Genomic DNA, 18,395 nt, shown 5'->3' on the forward strand with positions numbered 1-18,395 from the left:
CATCCAGCAAGAAATCATGCACCGCTTTTCCCCAGTTCCGCTTGCAAGTGCTTTGCGTGCTCGAGGTGCGCGACAAAAGCCGGCCGTACCTTGACGAGAAGCGCTTTTAGCTCTTCGTTCTGGGCGCTTGGGATCAGCGTCTTGTCGAGCGCGTCCAGAACGTTTTCGTGGTAGGTCACCTCATGGTCAACGTACGCCCGATCGAAGTTCTTGCCGCCAAGTCCCTTGAGCTTGGTCAGATTGTCATCGCCGCCTTGTTTGAGGCTCTGGCTGGTCGGATTTTCCTGTGGCGTCACACCTAGCTTGTGCACCAGGTCGACAGCCGCCCGGTTGACGCCGCTATGGTCGGTGACCATTCGCTGCGCGAACGCCTTGACGTCGGCCGACTTCGTCTTCGATTCCGCAAGCTTGCCGGCATCGATATCGACCTGATTGGCGGTTACGACAATTGCCGCGATTTGCGGATCCGTGGGTCCAGTGCTCTGCGCCCAGCCCGGGAAACTGGCGAGCGCCAGTGCGCTGAACAATGCTGCATGAATGGCTTTCATATGATCTCTCTTGACAGTGACAGTGACATTGACAGGGCCGGCTGGCCATTGCGCGTCGGTTTGTATCGAACGTGCTTATGTACTTAGATGTCACGTGCCTGAGTCCTGTTCCCGGTCGCACAGTTGCATACGAACGCCAAGAGGGATTGGCATCGCGAGATGCACCTCATCTGCAGCCAAAGCCGGTTCCACGCTCGCAGCCAGTATCTCAGTCGGCGGCACCAGCACGTAGCCCGTTCTCGCACGAACCAGCAACGGAGCATTGAATACCTTAATTCGCCTGTCATCCCGCTGTTTCACCAAAGTGTGATCCGCACTTTTGTTATATCACAACATGATGTATGATTTAATCGTGCATTTATTTTGGCGGGTTTGGGCTGCATTGGAGCGAGATCACGCGGCGGGAGGAAGAGTCATGATCATTAGCAGCGACTTCGAAATTGGGTACTTCCTGGCTGTCTTTGCGATGCTCGGAGCCATTCTGATCGGTAGCCTTCTCACCGCGGCGCATCTGAATCGATGGCATCCGAAATTGGTGGGTGCGGCGATTGGCGTCTCGCTTGGTTTCGCGTTATTCGAAGCAGTTCCGCTCTTCGTCTAGCCTGAGGCCGTCTGCGCCTGTAACGACGCACAACCCACGTCGCAGGGTGCGCTTCGGCACGTGAGCTATTGCGACTAGGGGTTACCGATGCCTTCATTTGACCGAATCCTGCTTTGCTATGACGCTACACCTGAGGGGCAAGCCGCCTTGCGGTGCGGTGCGACGCTCGCGAAGCAACTGCGAGCGGACACGCACCTGGTCGCAATTTTCAATTGCGCACGTTGGACACGCGGATTCGACGTTTTGTCTTCGGTCGGTTTCGACGTCGACGAAAAATCGGCCCGCGCCATTCTGCAAAAAGGAGTCGATAGACTTCGGGAATGGGACATTACCGCGACTCAGCATCTGGTGACGGGAAACCCTTCCGATGAAATTCCCCGCCTGGCGAATAACCTTAAGGTGGATTTGATCGTCATTGGTCACCACCACGAAAATTTTCTCGCCCGCTGGTGGGGTGGAGAGAATCAGGCGCGGCTGCTTGAACAGGTGTCGTGTGATGTCCTGTTCAAAAGCGCTGATCCTGAACAGGATCACGAAATACTTTCTCCGCGGACGTCTGCGGACGTTGCCAGAGAACATTATTAGTGGTTCGTCAGCGTCCTATCAAACCGCTCTTTCCCGTTCTTCATTTTTCATTTTGAACAAGCGAACCGCAGTGCACGTAGATGCCATCACTGCGGGGCGCGGCCCTCTGCCCTACGTAAGCTGTCTCCCATATCGCAATGCCCATCAAGGTACCGGCTATCGATTCTGCGCGTTCAAGATTTTTCCTGATATATCACTCCATGATACAATCTCGACCCAACTTCCTGACTGGACTATCGCCCGTGAAAGAAGCTATTCGCTCGCTGAGCAAGGAAGACTTTGCCCAACTGTCCGAGTTTCGCTACCAGATGCGGCGATTCGAGCGGTTCTCCGAGCAAGCTGCTCAGGACGAAGGCATTACTCCGCTGCAGTATTTGCTGTTGTTGCATATCAAGGGTTATCCGGACCGCGATTGGGCAACGGTAGGCGAACTGGCTGAGCGCCTTCAGGCACATCACCACGGCGTCGTTGCGCTCGTGTCGCGGTGTGAAGCGCTGGATCTGGTTAAGAGAAAGCCTAGTGAAATTGATCGCCGCCAGGTCGAGGTTCATCTGCTGAAACCCGGAGAGAACATCCTCTCGCGGCTAGCCGAATTGCATCGGGCAGAACTGAAGTCGCTCGCAGGGACCTTCCGCGTTCCGCAGGTCGATCTTTAAATCGGTGCGTGCCGATGCAACAAACAAATCTGAATTGATCAGGAGTTAATGTGCACGAAAACGCTTCACGAGGTGATTTTGCAGCGAATGCTCATCTGCCGCGCATCACGGCCATTGCGGTAGTAATCGGCGCGTTGAGCACGGTGACGGCCTATGTCCTGCTCCACCTGATCAATTTCTTCACCAACCTTTTCTTCTTCCAGTCCCTGTCGTTCGAGAATCACTCGCCCGCGGAAAATACCCTCGGTCTTTGGGTGATCGTGATTCCCGTGATCGGTGGCCTGGTGATCGGACTGATCGCGCGCTATGGCAGCGAAGCCATCCGCGGACACGGCATTCCTGAAGCGATCGAAGCCATCCTGTTCGGCAAGAGCAAGATGTCGCCGAAGGTCGCGGTGCTCAAACCGCTTTCCTCCGCGATCGCCATCGGCAGCGGCGGCCCGTTCGGTGCGGAAGGGCCGATCATCATGACGGGCGGCGCAATCGGCTCGCTGCTCGCACAGTATTTCCACCTGACCGCCGGTGAACGCAAGACGCTGCTCGTCGCCGGCGCCGTAGCCGGAATGACGGCGGTGTTCGGTACGCCTGTCGCGGCGGTCCTGCTCGCGGTCGAACTGCTGCTGTTCGAACTGCGCCCGCGTAGCCTGTTGCCCGTTGCGGTGGCATGCGCGGTGGCTGGGTTCACGCGCCCCCTGCTGATCGGCAGCGGCGCCCTCTTCCCGTTGCAAACCCTCCCACTGGGTCCGCTCGGCCTGATTTCATGCGTGGTCGCAGGGCTCGTGGCCGGGGCCATGTCCTGGGGTTTGTCGTCGGCGCTATACAAGGTCGAGGACCTCTTCGGCAAATTGCCGATTCACTGGATGTGGTGGCCGGCGCTGGGCGGCATTGCTGTCGGCATAGGCGGATATTTTGAGCCGCGTGCGCTCGGCGTAGGCTATGACGTCATCGGCGATCTGCTGCATAACCATCTTGCAGTAAGCGTCGTGGTCGGTTTGATACTGGTGAAGGCGATCATGTGGGTCATCGCCCTCGGTTCCGGCACATCGGGAGGCGTACTCGCTCCGCTGCTGATGATGGGCGCGGCCATGGGAACCATCTTTGGACCGTTCTTGCCTGGCGGGGAACCCGCAGTATGGCCGCTGGTATTCATGGCGGCGACGCTCGGCGGGATGATGCGCGCCCCGATCATGGCAACCGTGTTCGCGTTCGAACTTACCCATGACGCCAACGTACTGTTGCCCCTGCTCATGGCGTCGGCTGTCGCATACGGGTTCACCGTGCTGCTGATGCGGCGCTCCATCCTGACCGAGAAGATCGCGCGCCGCGGTTATCACATCTATCGGGAATACGGCATCGATCCTCTTGAACGCCATTTCGTTGAAGAGGTGATGACGCGCAAAGTCGAGACGATTGATGCGGATATGCCGGTCGCCGAGGTGCTCGCAAAATACTTTGGTGAGAAGCAAATCCATCGCGCGTTTCCGGTGACACGAGACGGCGCGTTGGTAGGAATGATCGAGCGTGACGGATTTATCGCGCGAACCGGCAATCCAGCCATCCATGTCATGAGCGACCTGTTCGGCGCAAACACACCCATCATGGCGTTGCCCGGGGAAACCTGCAGGATCGCGTCCAACCGACTGGCCGTGCATGGACTCGAGCGCTTGCCCGTGGTGTCGGATCCGCAGTCGCGTCATCTCGTGGGCTTGATAAGCCGTAGCGATCTGGTGAAACCGTCGCTCGCTTTCTTCGAAGAAGAGGAACATCGCGAGATGTTCCGGCGCTCTCCCCTGCACCATCTGAAAAAACGGTTTGCACCGGTGCCCAGGCATCAAGATGAAGCAACCCGCGAGCGCCCGTAGGCCGCTCCCAAGGCTGTACCATCCGACGCCTGGCGGCTCATCGCGTCGACCGATTGGAAAACGTCATGTCTTACAAAACCATCGAAGACACCATCGGCAACACGCCGCTGGTCCAACTCCAGCGCATCCCTGATGACGACATAGCCAGGCGGGGCACCGTGATCCTCGGCAAGCTCGAGGGACACAACCCCGCCGGCTCGGTGAAGGACCGACCCGCACTGTCGATGATCAAGCACGCGGAAGCCCGTGGGCACATCAAGCCGGGCGACACATTGATCGAATCCACGAGCGGCAATACGGGTATCGCGCTCGCCATGGTGGCGGCAATCCGCGGCTACAAGATGGTCCTGATCACGCCGGAAGATATCTCGGTGGAACGCCGCCAAAGCATGGCGGCCTTCGGCGCGCAAATAATCCTGACGCCGGCAACCGGCGGAATGGAATACGCTCGCGATCTGGCCGAAAAAAAGCAACGGGAGGGCCAGGGCGTGATCCTCGACCAGTTCGCCAATCCCGACAATCCGTTGGCTCACTACGAGACCACCGGACCCGAGATCTGGCGGGACACGGCGGGACGCATCACCCATTTCGTCTCCGCGATGGGGACCACCGGCACGATCATGGGTGTATCGCGATTTCTGAAGGAACAGAGCAGGAGCGTGGAAATTGTCGGCGTGCAGCCGGAGGATGGTTCCCGCATTCCCGGCATCCGTAGGTGGCCGGAATCGCATACGCCAAGGATTTTCGAGCGAAGCCGCCTAGATCGGATCGAGACCGTGAGCCAGGCGGCCTCAGAAGCGATGGTGCAACGCCTGGCTGCCGAAGAAGGCATCTTTTGCGGCGTCTCGGCAGCGGGTGCATGCGAAGTTGCTTTGCGGATCGCCCGTCAGGTTGACGATGCGACGATCGTTTTCGTCGTGTGCGATCGCGGTGACCGCTATTTGTCGACGGGATTATTTCCCGCGTAGGAACTCGGCCGTTCGTGGACGACGCCATGCTGTGTGCGTTGCCGATTTCCCGGCTGCTGAATGCTTGACCAATGCCTCACCACTATCTCCTGGCTTGGTTCATTCTATATCACATAGTGATATAATATCCGCATCGCGTTATTTCACACGAATGACTTCACTTCAGGAGGTGGCCTGCCATGTTGATCACATTCAAATCGCGCGCATCACCCGATGTTTTGATGCTTGCCGATCTTGCAAATTACCTTCTTGGTATCGTTGGGAAACGACTTGGTCCGCGTGGGGTTATCGCGCGCGATGAGCTACCAGATGTCATTGGCCGGATGGAAGATGCCATCGCGGAAGACCAGAGAACTTCTGATGCACACGATGAGATGCACTATGGAACACAAGCGGGTGTACACGAGCGCAGCGCAGGACTGGCACAACGCGCTTATCCTTTTTTGGACATGCTTCGTGAAGCTCAAAAGCAGGACGCAGACATTATCTGGGGTCTGTAGAAACGTCCCTGCTGAGCCGTATGCAACGTTCACTAACACGCTGGCCGTTCAATGGGTTGTTGTCGACCGCGACGTGCGGGATTTACGCACCGAGCTGGGCAGCAGTGCGATGCGGCCGCGTGTACTAAGGATTCGCCCAAGCGCCTCGACGCCATGCCGTACAAATATCTCTGCACTGGTCGCGACGTGCAACAGGACGCATCAAGGTGTGCCGTCTGGACATAGGTGCCCCAGCCATCGGCAAAGCCGAACAGGAATTGCCGGTACCTGCCTCTATCTCACTTGGCCAACGAGCCAGAACCGGGATGTCGTCGGCGATCTTTGTGCCTAGCGATACATGTACCTTCGCGACCATGCGAGCGAATCGTCCCGCCGTCCGGCTTTCTGACATACGACCTGATAGATCGAGAGTCGATCCTGCTGAAAAGCGTGTGCGCATCCGGCGAGGTAGATGCGCCAGACTCGGAACGTTGCTTCTCCTGCGAGATCCTTAATCGATGGCGTGCTTCGTTCAAACGCATCCGTCCATGCGCCTAAAGTGCGTGCATAGTGTCGTCGCAGGTTTTCCACGTCGAGCGTTTCCAGGCCGCCTCGCTGCATTGCTTCGAGTACTTGGCCGATATGCGATAGTTCTCCGTTTGGAAAGACGTACTTGTCCATAAACCCACTGCCATCGACGGCCGGTGACCAGGCGATATCAGGGTCGGTCGACGTAATGCCGTGATTCATGGCGATTCCCTCTACTGTCAGCAACGCGGCGATTCGTGCAAAGTACACGGGAAGATTGGCACGGCCCACGTGTTCGAACATTCCTACGCTCGTGACGCGATCAAACTGGCCGTCAATATCGCGATAATCCTGGAGTCGAATTTCCACCTGAGTGGCAAGGCCTGCTTGTTTTACCTGCTCAGTGGCGAAAGCGTACTGCTTCTCGGACAGCGTAATGCCGACGCATCGCGCGCCAAACTTTTCCGCAGCACGTATTACTAGTGTCCCCCAACCGCATCCGATATCGAGCAGCGTTTGTCCGGGTTGCAATGCGATCTTTCTGAGAATGTGATCTATCTTCTTCTCTTGAGCCGTGTCGAGATCTTCGGCGCCGTTTTCGAAATACGCGCATGAATACACCATCGTGCGACCAAGCCACAGGCGATAGAAGGCATCCGACACGTCATAGTGAAACTGAATCGCCTGCTTATCGGATTTCCTCGTACGGTTGAACTGCTTGAAGTTCGCGAGGCGACTCGCAGGCGCGGCTTGCTTTCGTGCCAAGGCATAGGCAACTGCAATGACATCCGGCAAACGTCCATCGATGTCTATCTCGTTGTTCACGTAGGCTTGCGCAAGCCCGTCTAGCGTCGGGCGGCGCAAGCGCCGCAGTGCGGACGCTTGCCTGATGTTCAGGGTGACCTGGGGCTCGCCGGAATGACCTACATTGAATGCTCGCCCATTCCACAAAACAAGTCGCGCTGGAACCGGAACGAGTTTGCTTACGTCAGCAAGCCACGACTCAAGTTTATCTTGCCAGAACATGAGCGACTCCTATGTTACCCGCATGAACCGCGTGGACAAGAGCGTTGGTGTCGACCAATACCAAAATGTGTCGTGAAAGACCCACGTTTGTGCCAACGACTACCGGCCAATGCCGCCAATTGGTAAGTCCTGCATTCCGTTGTAGGATGGATCGAAAACTGCAACGTCTCAACAGTATTCATTATATATCACAGCGTGATCTATAATGAATACAGCTTCGAGCCTGGTGGGTTTGCTGCTGCTGACGTAGCGAAGCGACGGGGCGTCGCTCCTTTCGCGTTGGCCGGCGTCTTCGCTATCCCTGGACTCCCGCAAACACCAAGGACCTTTCAAATGAGCCGATCGCTCTCAACTTCGCTTGCACCTTGCGCTCACCGTGAAAGCTAAGCAGAACAGGCTGGTCAACTCTAGGGGCTTTATCAATCGCTGTTTCATAAAGTCTCCGAAAGTGCGGTCATTTTCGAAGTAATTCGTGAGGAAAAAGAGTCAGCTCTTTTCTCGGACGCCCGGCGCTGCGAGTCGAAACGATTGTTTGTTGATCGTTGCACTGAGGCGGGGATGCCGGAATATTGTAACGGCGAACAAAAGGACGAACTGCGGTGGATCGATGCATAAAGTTGGTGCGTCGGCATGCCTTTCGGGTCAGAATGCAATCCACGCGGGCACAGACCAGATCCGACAGGGACTCATCAAGTCGAGGACACATATGTCAAATATGACAGTTACCTATAAAGGATATGTGCTCATCTCGCTGGCGGCGTTCGGCGAAGGGGCCTACACCGCAATGGTCATCGTTGAGCAGCCTGACCACTCACAAAGAGCGCCCGGAGTACCTAAGCGCTTCTCAAATCCAGACGAGGCCTGTCGCTACGCGGTTGAGTATGGGAGACCGAGATAGATCGATGTCTGGATGGCAAAGCTCTGATCGGTGCAACCGGAAATCCGCGGACGATCCTCGCTAGCTCGCCACACTTAACCTCTAAGCGCAAGCCATTAAGGTGAAGGTAATGCGATGACCGAATTTACGGCAGCCGTCTTGATGGGCTCATTCGTGATCGTGTTCGCAGCGATTTTTGTAGCTTGCCACTATCGTCGCGAACACCGTCGGCAGCAGATATTCAGGAACATGGGAAAGGGTCACGGCCCGTAGCCGATGTCTCGCCAAATCGAATAGGATCGAAGGAGCGGTGACGGGTATAACGTCCCTCCTTTATCTGCTCAGGCATGGGACGTATCTGCAAGAATTTTGGAGCGACTCATGCCCTCGAAGACATTTCCTTTACCGTCGAGGACGGTACGTTCGTGACCATCCTCGGTGCGTCGGGGTGCGGAAAATCGACTCTGCTGAATATGCTGTGAAGTCTTACCGCGCCGAGCTCTGCTCGACTCATGCTGGACGGCATACGCATCGTCAAGCCCGGACCGGATCAGGTGCTGGTGTTTCAAAGGGGTCTGTATTCATGGTTCTCCCTGCGCGACAACATTGCATTCGGCCTGAAGATGCGCGAAGCGCGACACATCGACTGTAAGCGCGTCGACCAGGTCATCGACGTCATCGGACTCAAAGGGTTCGAGAAACACCGCCCCTACGAATTGTCTGGCGGCATGCAGCAACGCGTGGCTATTGCCCGGGCATTGGTCATGCGAGCACGTGTTCTGTTGATGGATGAACCGTTTGGCGCACTGGACGCGCAAACGCGCCGGACAATGGAGTAATTCCCGCTCGAACTGTGGGAGCCCATCCACGCAACCGTTGGGTTCATCACCCACGACATTGACGAGGCGATTCTACTTGGGGAACAATTGGTGGTGAGCGATCGGCCTAGACGAGTGACCTTGACAAGCAGTGTCCCGCCAGCGCGTCCGCGCGACTGGGAAATGACGCTGCAAGCTACCTTCCTTGATCTGAAGCGTCAGGCGATGAGCATCCTTGCTATCTGAATCGGCCACCGGGCAAAGGGGCTTTGCCAACCTGCCCAGACTGAGACGGCACGACGGCACGACGGCAGACAGGATTATCATAGAAAATCAGGTTATCGCTTCGCGCTATGGATCATCGTCTCAATCTGCTCAATCCGTCGACGTGAAGGACGTCTCGAGAAGGAGCACGGATCTAACCGCCGACGCGCCTTGGGTCCCGGGCAGCCTACGGACTGTTCTGATGCTCGGGCTGCGCTCCATTGACGCTGATTGACGTGATCTTGCATCGGAAGGGAGCGAAAACGATGCGAACCGCGTCGTGACTTTGCACCGGTGATGAAGGCTCCTCAGCGGCTTTCGCGTTGCTGACACTTTCAAAGAGGCTTGAGATGAACCGTTCGGCGCCATTGCGTTTCTTCGCAACCACATTGACCATCCTTGGGCTAAGCGGACCGGGACTGGGTGCAGCGAATGAGGTGATGTCGATCCGTGACTGCACGGCAAGTTCCTGTGCAGACTGCTGCGCCGGTTCCAACCGTCCGATGACGAGCAGGCACGTACCTCACGCAGTCAGGCAGGCTGCGCACTTCGCGGCTGGGGCTTCAATAACGCTTACCGGACCATACGGCAGCCTCCTGCCAGACTTGCCATCCAGCGGTCCGATCGTGTGCACCGGATGGCCGATTCGCGGTAGCACCGTATCGCATGGTCGTTGTCTCGGCAATGCAGCAAAGGCGTCCTCAAATTCAGGCCAACATGTGATTTTCATTTGGCCCGCGGTGTGAGGACCGCCCCGCTCTGCTCATTCAGCGTCAGCATTGTACATGCGGTCGACCACGGCCGTCTCTACTGCGTGCTCGCGCGACAATTCGTTCACGAAGAGATTGTCGACGCCATTGGTCGATGACCAGGAGAACCACCAACGCGAACGCCATCGTCGCGACAACGATTGGCACCAGTAAATCGACCATATGCGCCTCCATTTTGGAGGATTTATCGGGCAGTTTATTCGTCGAGACCAAAGCTAATCGCGGACATGACGTTGTACCCGCGTGCCCAATACAAGCAGTCGAAAGCTGGAACCAGGTGGCTCTCAGCGTCCAGTCGCTTCGCGAGTAACGGGCCGCAGCGTAGCGCAGTCCTGCCTTCCGGCGTTGCGCCGTAATGCAGCGGAACCCGCATAGACGGTGGAATCGTCGTCTCCGTCGCGAGAGCACCGGCGGCAGCCCGCCATCCGTCCAAGTGCGATCCGTGTGCCTCTCGACAGGTCTCTATGTGATCAGCGCAACAGCTTCGATCAACGCGACGCCCAAGAGCGCGCCCATCGCTGCACCAAGCATTTGCGGATGCCATCGGTCGAGATGCAATGCACTGAGCAGGCCGCCAAGCAAAATAGCTCCGAGCAATGCAAACACGATCACCATATACCCGATTTCGAAATCATTGATGATCATCACGTCGCCCCCTCCACTATGGCCCCGATCTGAACGTTCACTGTGCGAAGGTCCATCAGTTGTCTCGTTCCAGCTGTCACACCATTGGCAGTTGCAGATTGGCCTTGCTATTGTCACGTTAATTTTATATCACTACATGATATAACAAAGCAAGACCTACGCACCGATCCTGTGTCCATGGGTAGTACAAGCAGCGCATCGTCGATCCGGTCGAAGTTCACACTGTTCTGACGGACATTTTTTCATATCAACTGGTCGAGAGGTGCGCGGGTTCGCGTGCTTCATAACGGCGTCACGCACGGCGAAAGAAGCGATCCGTTCGGATCGGGACCATAATCTGCGACGAGGAAGGCCGCCCAAATCTATCTGTTCAGCACGCGCAAACATATGTATCGCGTTATGATATAATCGTCTGCCCATCAATATCATCGATGGGCTGTCGACGAAATCGCAAAATGCTGATTTCGAGGCAGGCGAAGTGCCAGGCATCCGGTTATCTAGTCGGTGGGTATCGCATATGCTGACCAGTCTTTCATGGACCGACAGGATCCAGTCAACGTGACCGGACAAAGGGCGGCACGCCTCGCATCCGTCTGCTCCATTTTCTATAGGAGTTCCTGCCATGTCACTCTCCCGCCGGCATTTCATGATACTTGCCGCCTCCGTCGCATCGACAGCGGTTCTTTCCACTGAGTCGCGTGCCGACGCCCCGTTGCTTGCCGAGAACGATCCGACCGCACAGGCACTTGGCTACAAGATGGACGCGACCAAAGTGGACAAACCAAAGTTCGCCCGGTACCAAGCTGGGCAGACTTGCGCCAATTGTCAGTTGTATCAGGGCAAGGCCGGCTCCGCAACGGGCCCCTGTCCAACCTACGGCGGCAAGCTGGTTTATGCAAAGGGATGGTGTAGCGCTTACGTGAAAAAGGCCTGAATCTGGCGCACCGGTGCTCAGTCACATCGAGTCACATGTTGCTGCATGAGTAACCCGTGTCGAACGAAACGATACGCTCGGCAGTGCGTGTCGATGTCCTGTCGACGTCCTGTCGATATCCATCAGGCATCGCAGCAGACCGCTCAATGTCTGGATGTTTTTCCTCCTGTTTGGCCTGGAGTCAACTCGGCCCCGGTCCATATTGAAGATCAGCGAAGAGACGAGGCACGGGTAGGCGCGTCATGGAGCAACGAATGCCGAGCTTGAATCCAGATCGATCCTGGCTGCAGGGATTTCCACCCCGGGGGCAGGGATCGTTCGTAGTTAAACCCCGCGACGCGTATTTGCAGAGCACGGGCGATAAACCGTGTACCAGCGCTCCGTTTAGGTCGGCCGCACGTGCAGGAACTGGCTAGCGCGGCGCACGTAGGGAAAGTCAGTTGTCGTCTGACCGGACCGGCGGGCGCTCATGCGGTGCCGGTTCGGCTTTATCTGCGTCTGGACGTGGCGGTTCGGTCTGCGGCGTGGACGCAGGGACCGGCTTATCTCGCGTCGCCGGTGGCACGGTAGGATTTGCGGTAGGGTCTGATGGCATCACGTTCTCCCAAGACTGGGGAAAATCCCGATCTTCAGATTAGCACTGAATCAATCGATTGACTCGGGGCGCCAACATAACTAACTAACATCGCTAGCAGCGATAGCGACCTTCAGCGGCTGGGGTCGCCGCAATCATCAGAGGTGTCGCGTCGACCGATCGAGTCCACCTCATTCACTCCGCGTGTCGTCCGACGCCTAGCGTAGGTCGCCGACTCCAAAAATCTCCGTGTGAATTCGCGAAATGTCGATGTGCAGTGCCTTCAATGCGTCGACCTGCGCACGCATGAACGGCATCGGCCCGCACACATAGTAGTCCGCGTCGCGAAGCAGAACGGCTTCGCGAATCTTCGCAAAGTCGAGGCGGCCGGTGAAATCGAAGTCTCTGTCCGGCACGTCGTTCGGGTCGACTTCTTCGTAGAAGGTGACCTTCGTCGCATTCGGATGATCCGCAACAACGTCGTCGAGCCATTCGCAAAACGCGTGCACACGACGGTTGCGACAAGCGTGGAGGAAACTGACGCGGCGCGTGGCGGAATCCGTGACGATTGTCGCAAGCATGGAGATCATCGGAGTAATGCCGACACCGCCGCTCACGAGCACGACCGGTGTTCGCTTCGTGCGATCCAGGACAAAATCGCCATACGGCGCACTGACCTCGACATGTCCTCCAACATGCAGTTCGTCATGCAACAGGTTGGAGATTTGACCGGCCGGTTTTGTGATGTCTCCGTTGTCGGCTGCCTCGCGCTTCACGGAAATGCGCAGCCATTTTCCGTGCGGTGCATCCGACAGGCTGTATTGGCGCGGCTGTTCGAGACTGAGGTCGCCGACATAGCGCTTAATGCTAACGAACTGGCCCGGATCGAAGGGAGGAAGTTCCTTGCCGTCCGTTGGCACGAGATAGAACGATGAAATCTCCTCGCTTTCGTCAACCTTGCGCATGACCTCGAAGCGGCGCCAACCGATCCAGCCACCGGATTGCGTCGCACGCTGATCGTACAGCTCCCTTTCGGCGCCAATCATGACGTCAGCGAGTTCCTGGTAGGCGGCAGCCCAGGCGTCGCGCGTTTCCTCGTCGAAGGCATCGCCCAGGGTTTCGCTCATCGCTGCGAGCAAGTGCTTGCCCACGATGGGATAGTGCTCGGGCTGAACGCCCAGACTTGCGTGCTTCTGGGAGATGCGCCTGACGGTGGGCGCGAGCACGGCGAGATTATCGATGTTGGAGGCGTAAGCCCAAACCGCATGCGCAAGGGCTTCCGACTGTCCGCCTGATCTCTGGTTGGCGTGGTTGAAGAGATTCCTCAACTCGGGATGATGTTCGAAGAGCCGGCAGTAGAACCGAGTCACTACGGTCATTCCGTGCTCGCTGAGAACGCCGGCGCTCGACTTGATGATCTCGATCTGCCGTGGGGTCATGGCCATTTTGGATCTCCTTTGAATACATCGCGCACGACCGACATTGCGGTTTCGCCGTGCCTCAATTGCAGCTGGATCACGACGCATAACACGTCTCGTACGGATTGAAGAAATCGGACGTCCATCTGAATTATGTTTCACATTGTGATACATTTAGCGAGACCGTAGGCCGCTTAATTGACAGAGCCGAAGTAACGCCGAACGCGTTCGCATTCGAGAAAACAGTCGACGTAGGTTGGACCAAATTCTGGGACGATTTCTACCGCCGTCGCAACGGAGGACCTCGTGACGATTCATCACAGTGAGACATATCGTGATTACGCTATCTTCGTCGGCGAGCTGGCTCCTCAAACGTTCGAGATCACGATTCGAAACCTGAGCGGCGACAAGTTGGCTATCGACGAGCTGCAAGGCCAGGTCGACTCGAGCATCAGTTTGCGCTATGAGTCGCTGGAAGAGGCACTTGATGCGACATCCCAGGTCCGCCACGCAATCGATGCGTTGCTCGCGTTCGGAAAGTCGGAATAGGTGTTGGCATTGGCATTGCACATAACCAAGGCCGCGCTCGGTCTTGATGAGCTTCACGGCGGTCCTGTGAACTAAGTCTGGTTTAAGTAACCGAATCTATTCTGAACGTGAGGGGTACACACGCTTCGCGTCGCGAGCCGCTCTTGGGCCGGCATCTCTCGGTGGCGGCCCGCGGATGGCCCAGCCTCAGATAGGAAAGTGGCCAGCGGAACCTCCACCACTTGACTATGCAGACCATCCGCTTTGGGCCCGACAGAAACGCCGGGCCCCTTTTACAATGTCGTGCTCGCACAAAGCTGAGCCGCCGCGTTCCCCGTTCCGCTTTCCTCTAGGTCGAATCCAACACTTTGGTTGGTCGATCGTTCTGTTGCGCACATCTAAACGGGCGTTCTAAATCAGCCCCTGCCTCTGAGTCCCGCGCCGCTTGGCTGCATAGCCATCCCAGGATCCTCGATGCATACGGTTTAACGAAATCGAACGACCGAAACAGCGGCATTTTTGCTATTTACATCATGTTATGATATAAATAAAATGGTGTCTGTCCGGAACCATGGAGTGACTTTTCACTCCGCATACGACCGATGATCGCACCGCGGATTCTGGACAGACGGTTTCGGTTCCCGGCTGCTCGGTTCGTTGTCTTGACGTGCCTGCGCAAGAGCTTCCGACGGCTCGTGGCACGAGGCGGTATGGGAAACAGGAGGATAAAGATCATGCTAATCACATTTCAATCAAATGCCACGCCCAATGTCCTGATGCTCAAGGATCTCGCAAGCTATCTGCTGGGAATTGTCGGCAAACGGCTAAACACCCGTGGCGTCATCACCCATGGCGAATTACCGCACGTCATCGAGCGCCTTGAGACCGCGATCTCGGAGGACGAAAAGGCGGCGGTTGAACACGATGAGCTCCACCGTTCGGTGCACGGCGGTCATCACGAACATCCTGCAGGACTATCTCAACGGGCCTATCCTTTTCTCGACATGCTGCGTGAAGCACATAAGCAAAATGCCGACATCATTTGGGGCCTCTGACGAGAACTTTAATTTGCAGCACGCCTCGATCACAGGGGACCACGCTATCACTTGGCGCTAATGTTCATCGCCTCAATCTGCTGGATTCGTCGACATGAAGCACATCTCAAGATCGAACGCGGATTTAGCCGGCTATGCGCCGCGGTGCGAGCGGCTCTCGGGAGAGCTGCAGCTCGAGTTGCGCAGCGTGATAGCCGAACTGCCGTTACCCTGTGTCTGAAAGGAGCGACAACGACGCAGCCGGCGTCGTATCCGTCAACGTCCGTTTTCCATCCGGTCTCACCGATGCCGGCGGTGTACGGTCTGGGAATCCTGATTCCGTCGGTGGGGCTTGCGATCCAGGGCCAAAATGAAAAGAACCAGCATCGCAAGTATTACGGCCACAACAACAAGTTGTACTAGCAAATCCATCATTGCCGCCTCCGTTTCCGTCTTGGTTACCTCTGCCTTCGTCGCCCTTTCGATCCGGACGGCCTAGCCCACTGACGCACAACCACTAGCTTTGCCGTTTCCGTCAATAACGTCTGTCCCGGTGCGCGACACGCGACCGTTCAATAGTGCGTTCCACGGGAAAAAGCGCGGCCAGCCCAAACCGATTGCGGCAAAGACGAACAATGAGAGCAAGAACAGCACCCAGTAAAAGTCGATATTCACGGTGATCTCCTTTCGTCCCCGACTCCATGGGGACATCCACAATTGCCCTACTTTTCCATCGTCCACCAGCGCGCGAACAGGCTATACGGTGATGCTCGATGACGACCAGGCCGACCTTCACCGAACGGCGAGGCGGGAGATCTTCAACAGCTCATCCAACATGGCGACAACGCCGTCAGGGATCCCTGCTCTACGGCTGAATCGACACCAGCATTGCCACTGATGGACGATCGATTCATTTTAACTATATGTCACAGAGTGATGTATATTCCTCAATTTTCTTGTTACGCATTGGAACCGAAAGCATCGGAGGCTCGTCTTAGTCAGCAGACACGAAAGCTGGCCGGGCATCGATTTTTCGCCGGCAGCGGCAAGGGAATGACCGAGGGTTTCACAGGATGAAACTTTCGCTGGGATCTGCCGATAACTCAAGCAGGAACCGCCCGGACGCCGAACAGTCGACCGGCGCCATCCGGCGCATCCATTCACGTGCCGCTTCGCACGGAATCCACGCGCGAGTTTCGTTCGGTTGCAAGAGGACTCAGGATGCACAAACTCAGTTTTACGCAGAAGCTGTGGCTACCGCTAGTCATCAGCCTCGCCGCGTTGCTCATCGTCTCGGTGTCGGCGGCGTGGCAGTCGCGCGAGACGCGCATCGAGGAACGTAAGCACGACCTCACGAACGTGGCGCACGTCGGGCTCAGCATCGTGACGGAGTATGCGGCCCTGGCGCAGAGCGGCGCGCTGCCGGAGGCGGATGCCCGCAAGCAGGCGCTCGAACGCCTGCGCGGCATCCGCTATGGGGAAGACGGCTATTTTCTCGTGATCAACTCGAAGCCACAGATGGTAATGCATCCAATCAAGCCGGCACTCGAGGGTAAGGATCTCGCGGCCAGCGTCGATGCCGACGGCCGTCACCACTACGTGACGTTCGCGTCGGTTGCACAGGCGCCGGACGGTGGCTTCGTCGACTACGTGTTCCCGCATCCGGGAGCGGCGTCGGCTCAGGCGGTCGGCAAGATCGGCTACGTGGTTCGCTATGCGCCGTGGGACTGGATCATCGCGACCGGCGCCTACGTCGACGACATCGACGCTGCGTTCATGGCGTCGCTGTGGCTGATCGGCGCGATCTTCGTGGCGGTGTCGGTGGTACTCGTGGCACTCGTCACGGTGACGAACCGCAGCATCGTGCGCACGGTCGGCGGCGATCCGGCCTACGCGGTCAGCGTGGCGGACGCAATCGCATCGGGCAACCTGACGGTGGCGATCCACACGCGCGACGGCGATATGTCGAGCCTGCTGCACGTGATGCAGCGAATGCGCGATGCGCTGACCGGCACCATCTGCCAGATCAAGCACGCGTCCGACAACGTCTCGTGCGGCGCGAGCGAGATCGCGAACGGCAATGCCGACCTGTCGTCGCGCACCGAGAGCCAGGCGGCGGCGTTGCAGGAAACGGCGTCGAGCATGGAGCAGATGACGGCGATGGTCCGCCAGACTGCGGACAACGCACGCACCGCGAGCGAGCTTGCGGCCGGCGCCGCGAATATCGCGAACCGCGGCAGCGACATGATCACGCAGGCCGTTGCAGCGATGAAGGGCATCTCGAGCGAATCGGGCCGCATGGTCGAGATCATCGCGACGATTGAGGGCATCGCGTTCCAGACCAACATCCTCGCGCTCAATGCGGCTGTCGAAGCGGCACGCGCGGGCGAGCAGGGTCGCGGCTTCGCGGTCGTCGCGAGCGAGGTGCGCAGCCTCGCGCAGCGTAGCGCGACCGCGGCGAAAGAAATCCGCGAGCTGATTAGTCATGCAGTGAACGGCGTAGGCAGCGGCGCGACGCTGGTCGAGAACACCGGATCGACGATCGACGAAGCGCGCGACGCGATCATGCGAGTAACTGGCGTCGTGCAGGAGATCGCCGCGGCGGCGGCAGAGCAGAGTGCGGGAATTGACCAGGTGAATCTCGCGGTCACACAGATGGACAGCATGACGCAGCAGAACGCGGCACTCGTCGAACAGGCCGCGGCCGCGGCGCAGTCACTGAAAGAGCAGGCGATGAGCCTGCAACGCGCGGCCGCGGCCTTCCAGGTGGACGACGCCGACCTTAGCGGCGGCGTACCGTTCGCGCCGGCTTCGGCGCCGCGCCGCGCCGTGTTCGCCTAAGAGCCAGCGCCGCGATATCGCAGCGAGCTGAGTGTTTCATGGCACGCGCGCGCACGTCTTTGGACGGTCGCCGTCCGACCCAGCTGAGACGATCAGCAGTGCCGATAGCGGACGTTCCCACTGCACATTCCACCGTATCGGGTGTGCGGCCGATTCTGTTGCTCTGGGCTCTCTTGCAGAGCTAAGCAATCGAATCGGCCGACTGCAACGTCAGTGGTGCCATTAAGCACGCGACTTTCTCTGAGGCTGTATAGGCGGGATTTCCGCGGACTGTTATGCGGTTTCCTAATTTTGCCTCAAAGGCCGGATTTCGCTACACTGCATGCCAAAATGTCAGCAACATTCAGGCGCAATGCATTTTGGATTCGCATCTGCGCTCTGCTTGATGACGTTCTATCAACCAACGCCGCCGGCAAAATACAATGCTCAGAGTGCTCAC

Annotated in this window: 15 protein-coding genes and 2 pseudogenes; 12 read left to right on the top strand and 5 right to left on the bottom strand. The window is 57.6% G+C overall.

Annotated features, from left to right (window positions below; translation table 11 throughout):
- Nucleotides 1–14: 14 nt before the first annotated feature.
- Nucleotides 15–548 (bottom strand): DUF4142 domain-containing protein, encoded by a 534-nt coding sequence (locus FH08_RS0145295; RefSeq protein WP_031364704.1) that lies wholly within the window; start codon nucleotides 546–548, stop codon nucleotides 15–17.
- A gap of 415 nt (nucleotides 549–963) precedes the next feature.
- Between FH08_RS0145295 and FH08_RS0145300 the strand changes: the two genes are divergently transcribed.
- The 6 genes from FH08_RS0145300 (at nucleotide 964) to FH08_RS0145325 (ending at nucleotide 5,720) form a co-directional block, all read left to right on the top strand.
- Entirely contained in the window at nucleotides 964–1,149 is a 186-nt protein-coding gene (locus FH08_RS0145300) for a hypothetical protein (RefSeq protein ID WP_031364705.1), read from the top strand.
- 87 nt (nucleotides 1,150–1,236) lie between these two features.
- Nucleotides 1,237–1,734, top strand: a complete 498-nt coding sequence (locus FH08_RS0145305) for a universal stress protein (RefSeq protein ID WP_063771281.1) — start codon at nucleotides 1,237–1,239, stop codon at nucleotides 1,732–1,734.
- 200 nt (nucleotides 1,735–1,934) lie between these two features.
- On the top strand, nucleotides 1,935–2,390 hold the full coding sequence (locus FH08_RS0145310; protein ID WP_152603096.1) for a MarR family winged helix-turn-helix transcriptional regulator: 456 nt from the start codon (nucleotides 1,935–1,937) through the stop codon (nucleotides 2,388–2,390).
- A gap of 50 nt (nucleotides 2,391–2,440) precedes the next feature.
- A complete protein-coding gene (locus tag FH08_RS0145315) occupies nucleotides 2,441–4,252 on the top strand; it encodes a chloride channel protein (protein WP_035568895.1) in 1,812 nt (603 codons plus the stop codon).
- 65 nt (nucleotides 4,253–4,317) lie between these two features.
- Nucleotides 4,318–5,220 (top strand): cysteine synthase CysM, encoded by a 903-nt coding sequence (cysM, locus tag FH08_RS0145320; RefSeq protein ID WP_031364709.1) that lies wholly within the window; start codon nucleotides 4,318–4,320, stop codon nucleotides 5,218–5,220.
- Nucleotides 5,221–5,399: 179 nt separating this feature from the next.
- A complete protein-coding gene (locus tag FH08_RS0145325; RefSeq protein WP_031364710.1) occupies nucleotides 5,400–5,720 on the top strand; it encodes a DUF1840 domain-containing protein in 321 nt (106 codons plus the stop codon).
- A gap of 327 nt (nucleotides 5,721–6,047) precedes the next feature.
- On the opposite strand, the gene FH08_RS0145330 is transcribed toward FH08_RS0145325, so the two are convergent.
- The gene (locus tag FH08_RS0145330; protein WP_031364711.1) at nucleotides 6,048–7,253 is read right to left on the bottom strand and encodes an SAM-dependent methyltransferase; all 1,206 of its coding nucleotides are present in this window, start codon (nucleotides 7,251–7,253) and stop codon (nucleotides 6,048–6,050) included.
- Nucleotides 7,254–8,477: 1,224 nt separating this feature from the next.
- On the opposite strand from FH08_RS0145330, the pseudogene FH08_RS49115 reads away from it, so the two are divergent.
- Nucleotides 8,478–8,969, top strand: a pseudogene (locus tag FH08_RS49115) (ABC transporter ATP-binding protein).
- Nucleotides 8,970–10,444: 1,475 nt separating this feature from the next.
- On the opposite strand, the gene FH08_RS0145355 reads toward FH08_RS49115, so the two are convergent.
- Nucleotides 10,445–10,630: a hypothetical protein gene (locus FH08_RS0145355; protein ID WP_031364714.1), complete on the bottom strand. Its 186-nt coding sequence runs from the start codon at nucleotides 10,628–10,630 to the stop codon at nucleotides 10,445–10,447.
- 182 nt (nucleotides 10,631–10,812) lie between these two features.
- Between FH08_RS0145355 and FH08_RS53890 the strand changes: the two are divergent.
- Nucleotides 10,813–11,005: pseudogene (locus FH08_RS53890) on the top strand (nitronate monooxygenase); the annotation flags it as partial.
- Nucleotides 11,006–11,249: 244 nt separating this feature from the next.
- Nucleotides 11,250–11,561 carry a high-potential iron-sulfur protein gene (locus FH08_RS0145360; RefSeq protein WP_031364715.1) on the top strand — a complete coding sequence of 104 codons (312 nt, stop codon included), beginning with the start codon at nucleotides 11,250–11,252 and terminating at the stop codon, nucleotides 11,559–11,561.
- Between the two features lie 792 nt (nucleotides 11,562–12,353).
- Here the strand turns inward: FH08_RS0145360 and hmpA are convergent.
- Nucleotides 12,354–13,727 carry an NO-inducible flavohemoprotein gene (gene hmpA / locus FH08_RS0145365; RefSeq protein ID WP_326929017.1) on the bottom strand — a complete coding sequence of 458 codons (1,374 nt, stop codon included), beginning with the start codon at nucleotides 13,725–13,727 and terminating at the stop codon, nucleotides 12,354–12,356.
- Nucleotides 13,728–13,859: 132 nt separating this feature from the next.
- Between hmpA and FH08_RS0145370 the strand changes: the two genes are divergently transcribed.
- Together FH08_RS0145370 and FH08_RS0145375 are read left to right on the top strand one after the other, a co-directional pair.
- The gene (locus tag FH08_RS0145370) at nucleotides 13,860–14,102 is read left to right on the top strand and encodes a hypothetical protein (protein WP_031364717.1); all 243 of its coding nucleotides are present in this window, start codon (nucleotides 13,860–13,862) and stop codon (nucleotides 14,100–14,102) included.
- 713 nt (nucleotides 14,103–14,815) lie between these two features.
- Nucleotides 14,816–15,136: a DUF1840 domain-containing protein gene (locus tag FH08_RS0145375; protein ID WP_031364718.1), complete on the top strand. Its 321-nt coding sequence runs from the start codon at nucleotides 14,816–14,818 to the stop codon at nucleotides 15,134–15,136.
- 474 nt (nucleotides 15,137–15,610) lie between these two features.
- Here the strand turns inward: FH08_RS0145375 and FH08_RS0145385 are convergent, their stop codons facing one another.
- Nucleotides 15,611–15,790, bottom strand: coding sequence for a hypothetical protein (locus tag FH08_RS0145385; RefSeq protein WP_031364720.1), 180 nt, complete (start codon nucleotides 15,788–15,790; stop codon nucleotides 15,611–15,613).
- Between the two features lie 546 nt (nucleotides 15,791–16,336).
- Here FH08_RS0145385 and FH08_RS0145395 point away from each other — a divergent pair.
- Entirely contained in the window at nucleotides 16,337–17,956 is a 1,620-nt protein-coding gene (locus FH08_RS0145395) for a methyl-accepting chemotaxis protein (RefSeq protein WP_051889018.1), read from the top strand.
- The last annotated feature ends 439 nt before the right edge of the window (nucleotides 17,957–18,395 follow it).

Source organism: Caballeronia sordidicola (assembly GCF_000729995.1).
Lineage (GTDB): Bacteria > Pseudomonadota > Gammaproteobacteria > Burkholderiales > Burkholderiaceae > Caballeronia > Caballeronia sordidicola_A.

Excerpts from the sequence above, each read along its gene's own strand:
- FH08_RS0145295 (WP_031364704.1), bottom strand. The coding sequence starts at position 548 with ATGAAAGCCATTCATGCAGCATTGTTCAGCGCACTGGCGCTCGCCAGT.
- FH08_RS0145300 (WP_031364705.1), top strand. The coding sequence starts at position 964 with ATGATCATTAGCAGCGACTTCGAAATTGGGTACTTCCTGGCTGTCTTT.
- FH08_RS0145305 (WP_063771281.1), top strand. The coding sequence starts at position 1,237 with ATGCCTTCATTTGACCGAATCCTGCTTTGCTATGACGCTACACCTGAG.
- FH08_RS0145310 (WP_152603096.1), top strand. The coding sequence starts at position 1,935 with ATGATACAATCTCGACCCAACTTCCTGACTGGACTATCGCCCGTGAAA.
- cysM (WP_031364709.1), top strand. The coding sequence starts at position 4,318 with ATGTCTTACAAAACCATCGAAGACACCATCGGCAACACGCCGCTGGTC.
- FH08_RS0145325 (WP_031364710.1), top strand. The coding sequence starts at position 5,400 with ATGTTGATCACATTCAAATCGCGCGCATCACCCGATGTTTTGATGCTT.
- FH08_RS0145330 (WP_031364711.1), bottom strand. The coding sequence starts at position 7,253 with ATGTTCTGGCAAGATAAACTTGAGTCGTGGCTTGCTGACGTAAGCAAA.
- FH08_RS0145360 (WP_031364715.1), top strand. The coding sequence starts at position 11,250 with ATGTCACTCTCCCGCCGGCATTTCATGATACTTGCCGCCTCCGTCGCA.
- hmpA (WP_326929017.1), bottom strand. The coding sequence starts at position 13,727 with ATGTATCACAATGTGAAACATAATTCAGATGGACGTCCGATTTCTTCA.
- FH08_RS0145375 (WP_031364718.1), top strand. The coding sequence starts at position 14,816 with ATGCTAATCACATTTCAATCAAATGCCACGCCCAATGTCCTGATGCTC.
- FH08_RS0145395 (WP_051889018.1), top strand. The coding sequence starts at position 16,337 with ATGCACAAACTCAGTTTTACGCAGAAGCTGTGGCTACCGCTAGTCATC.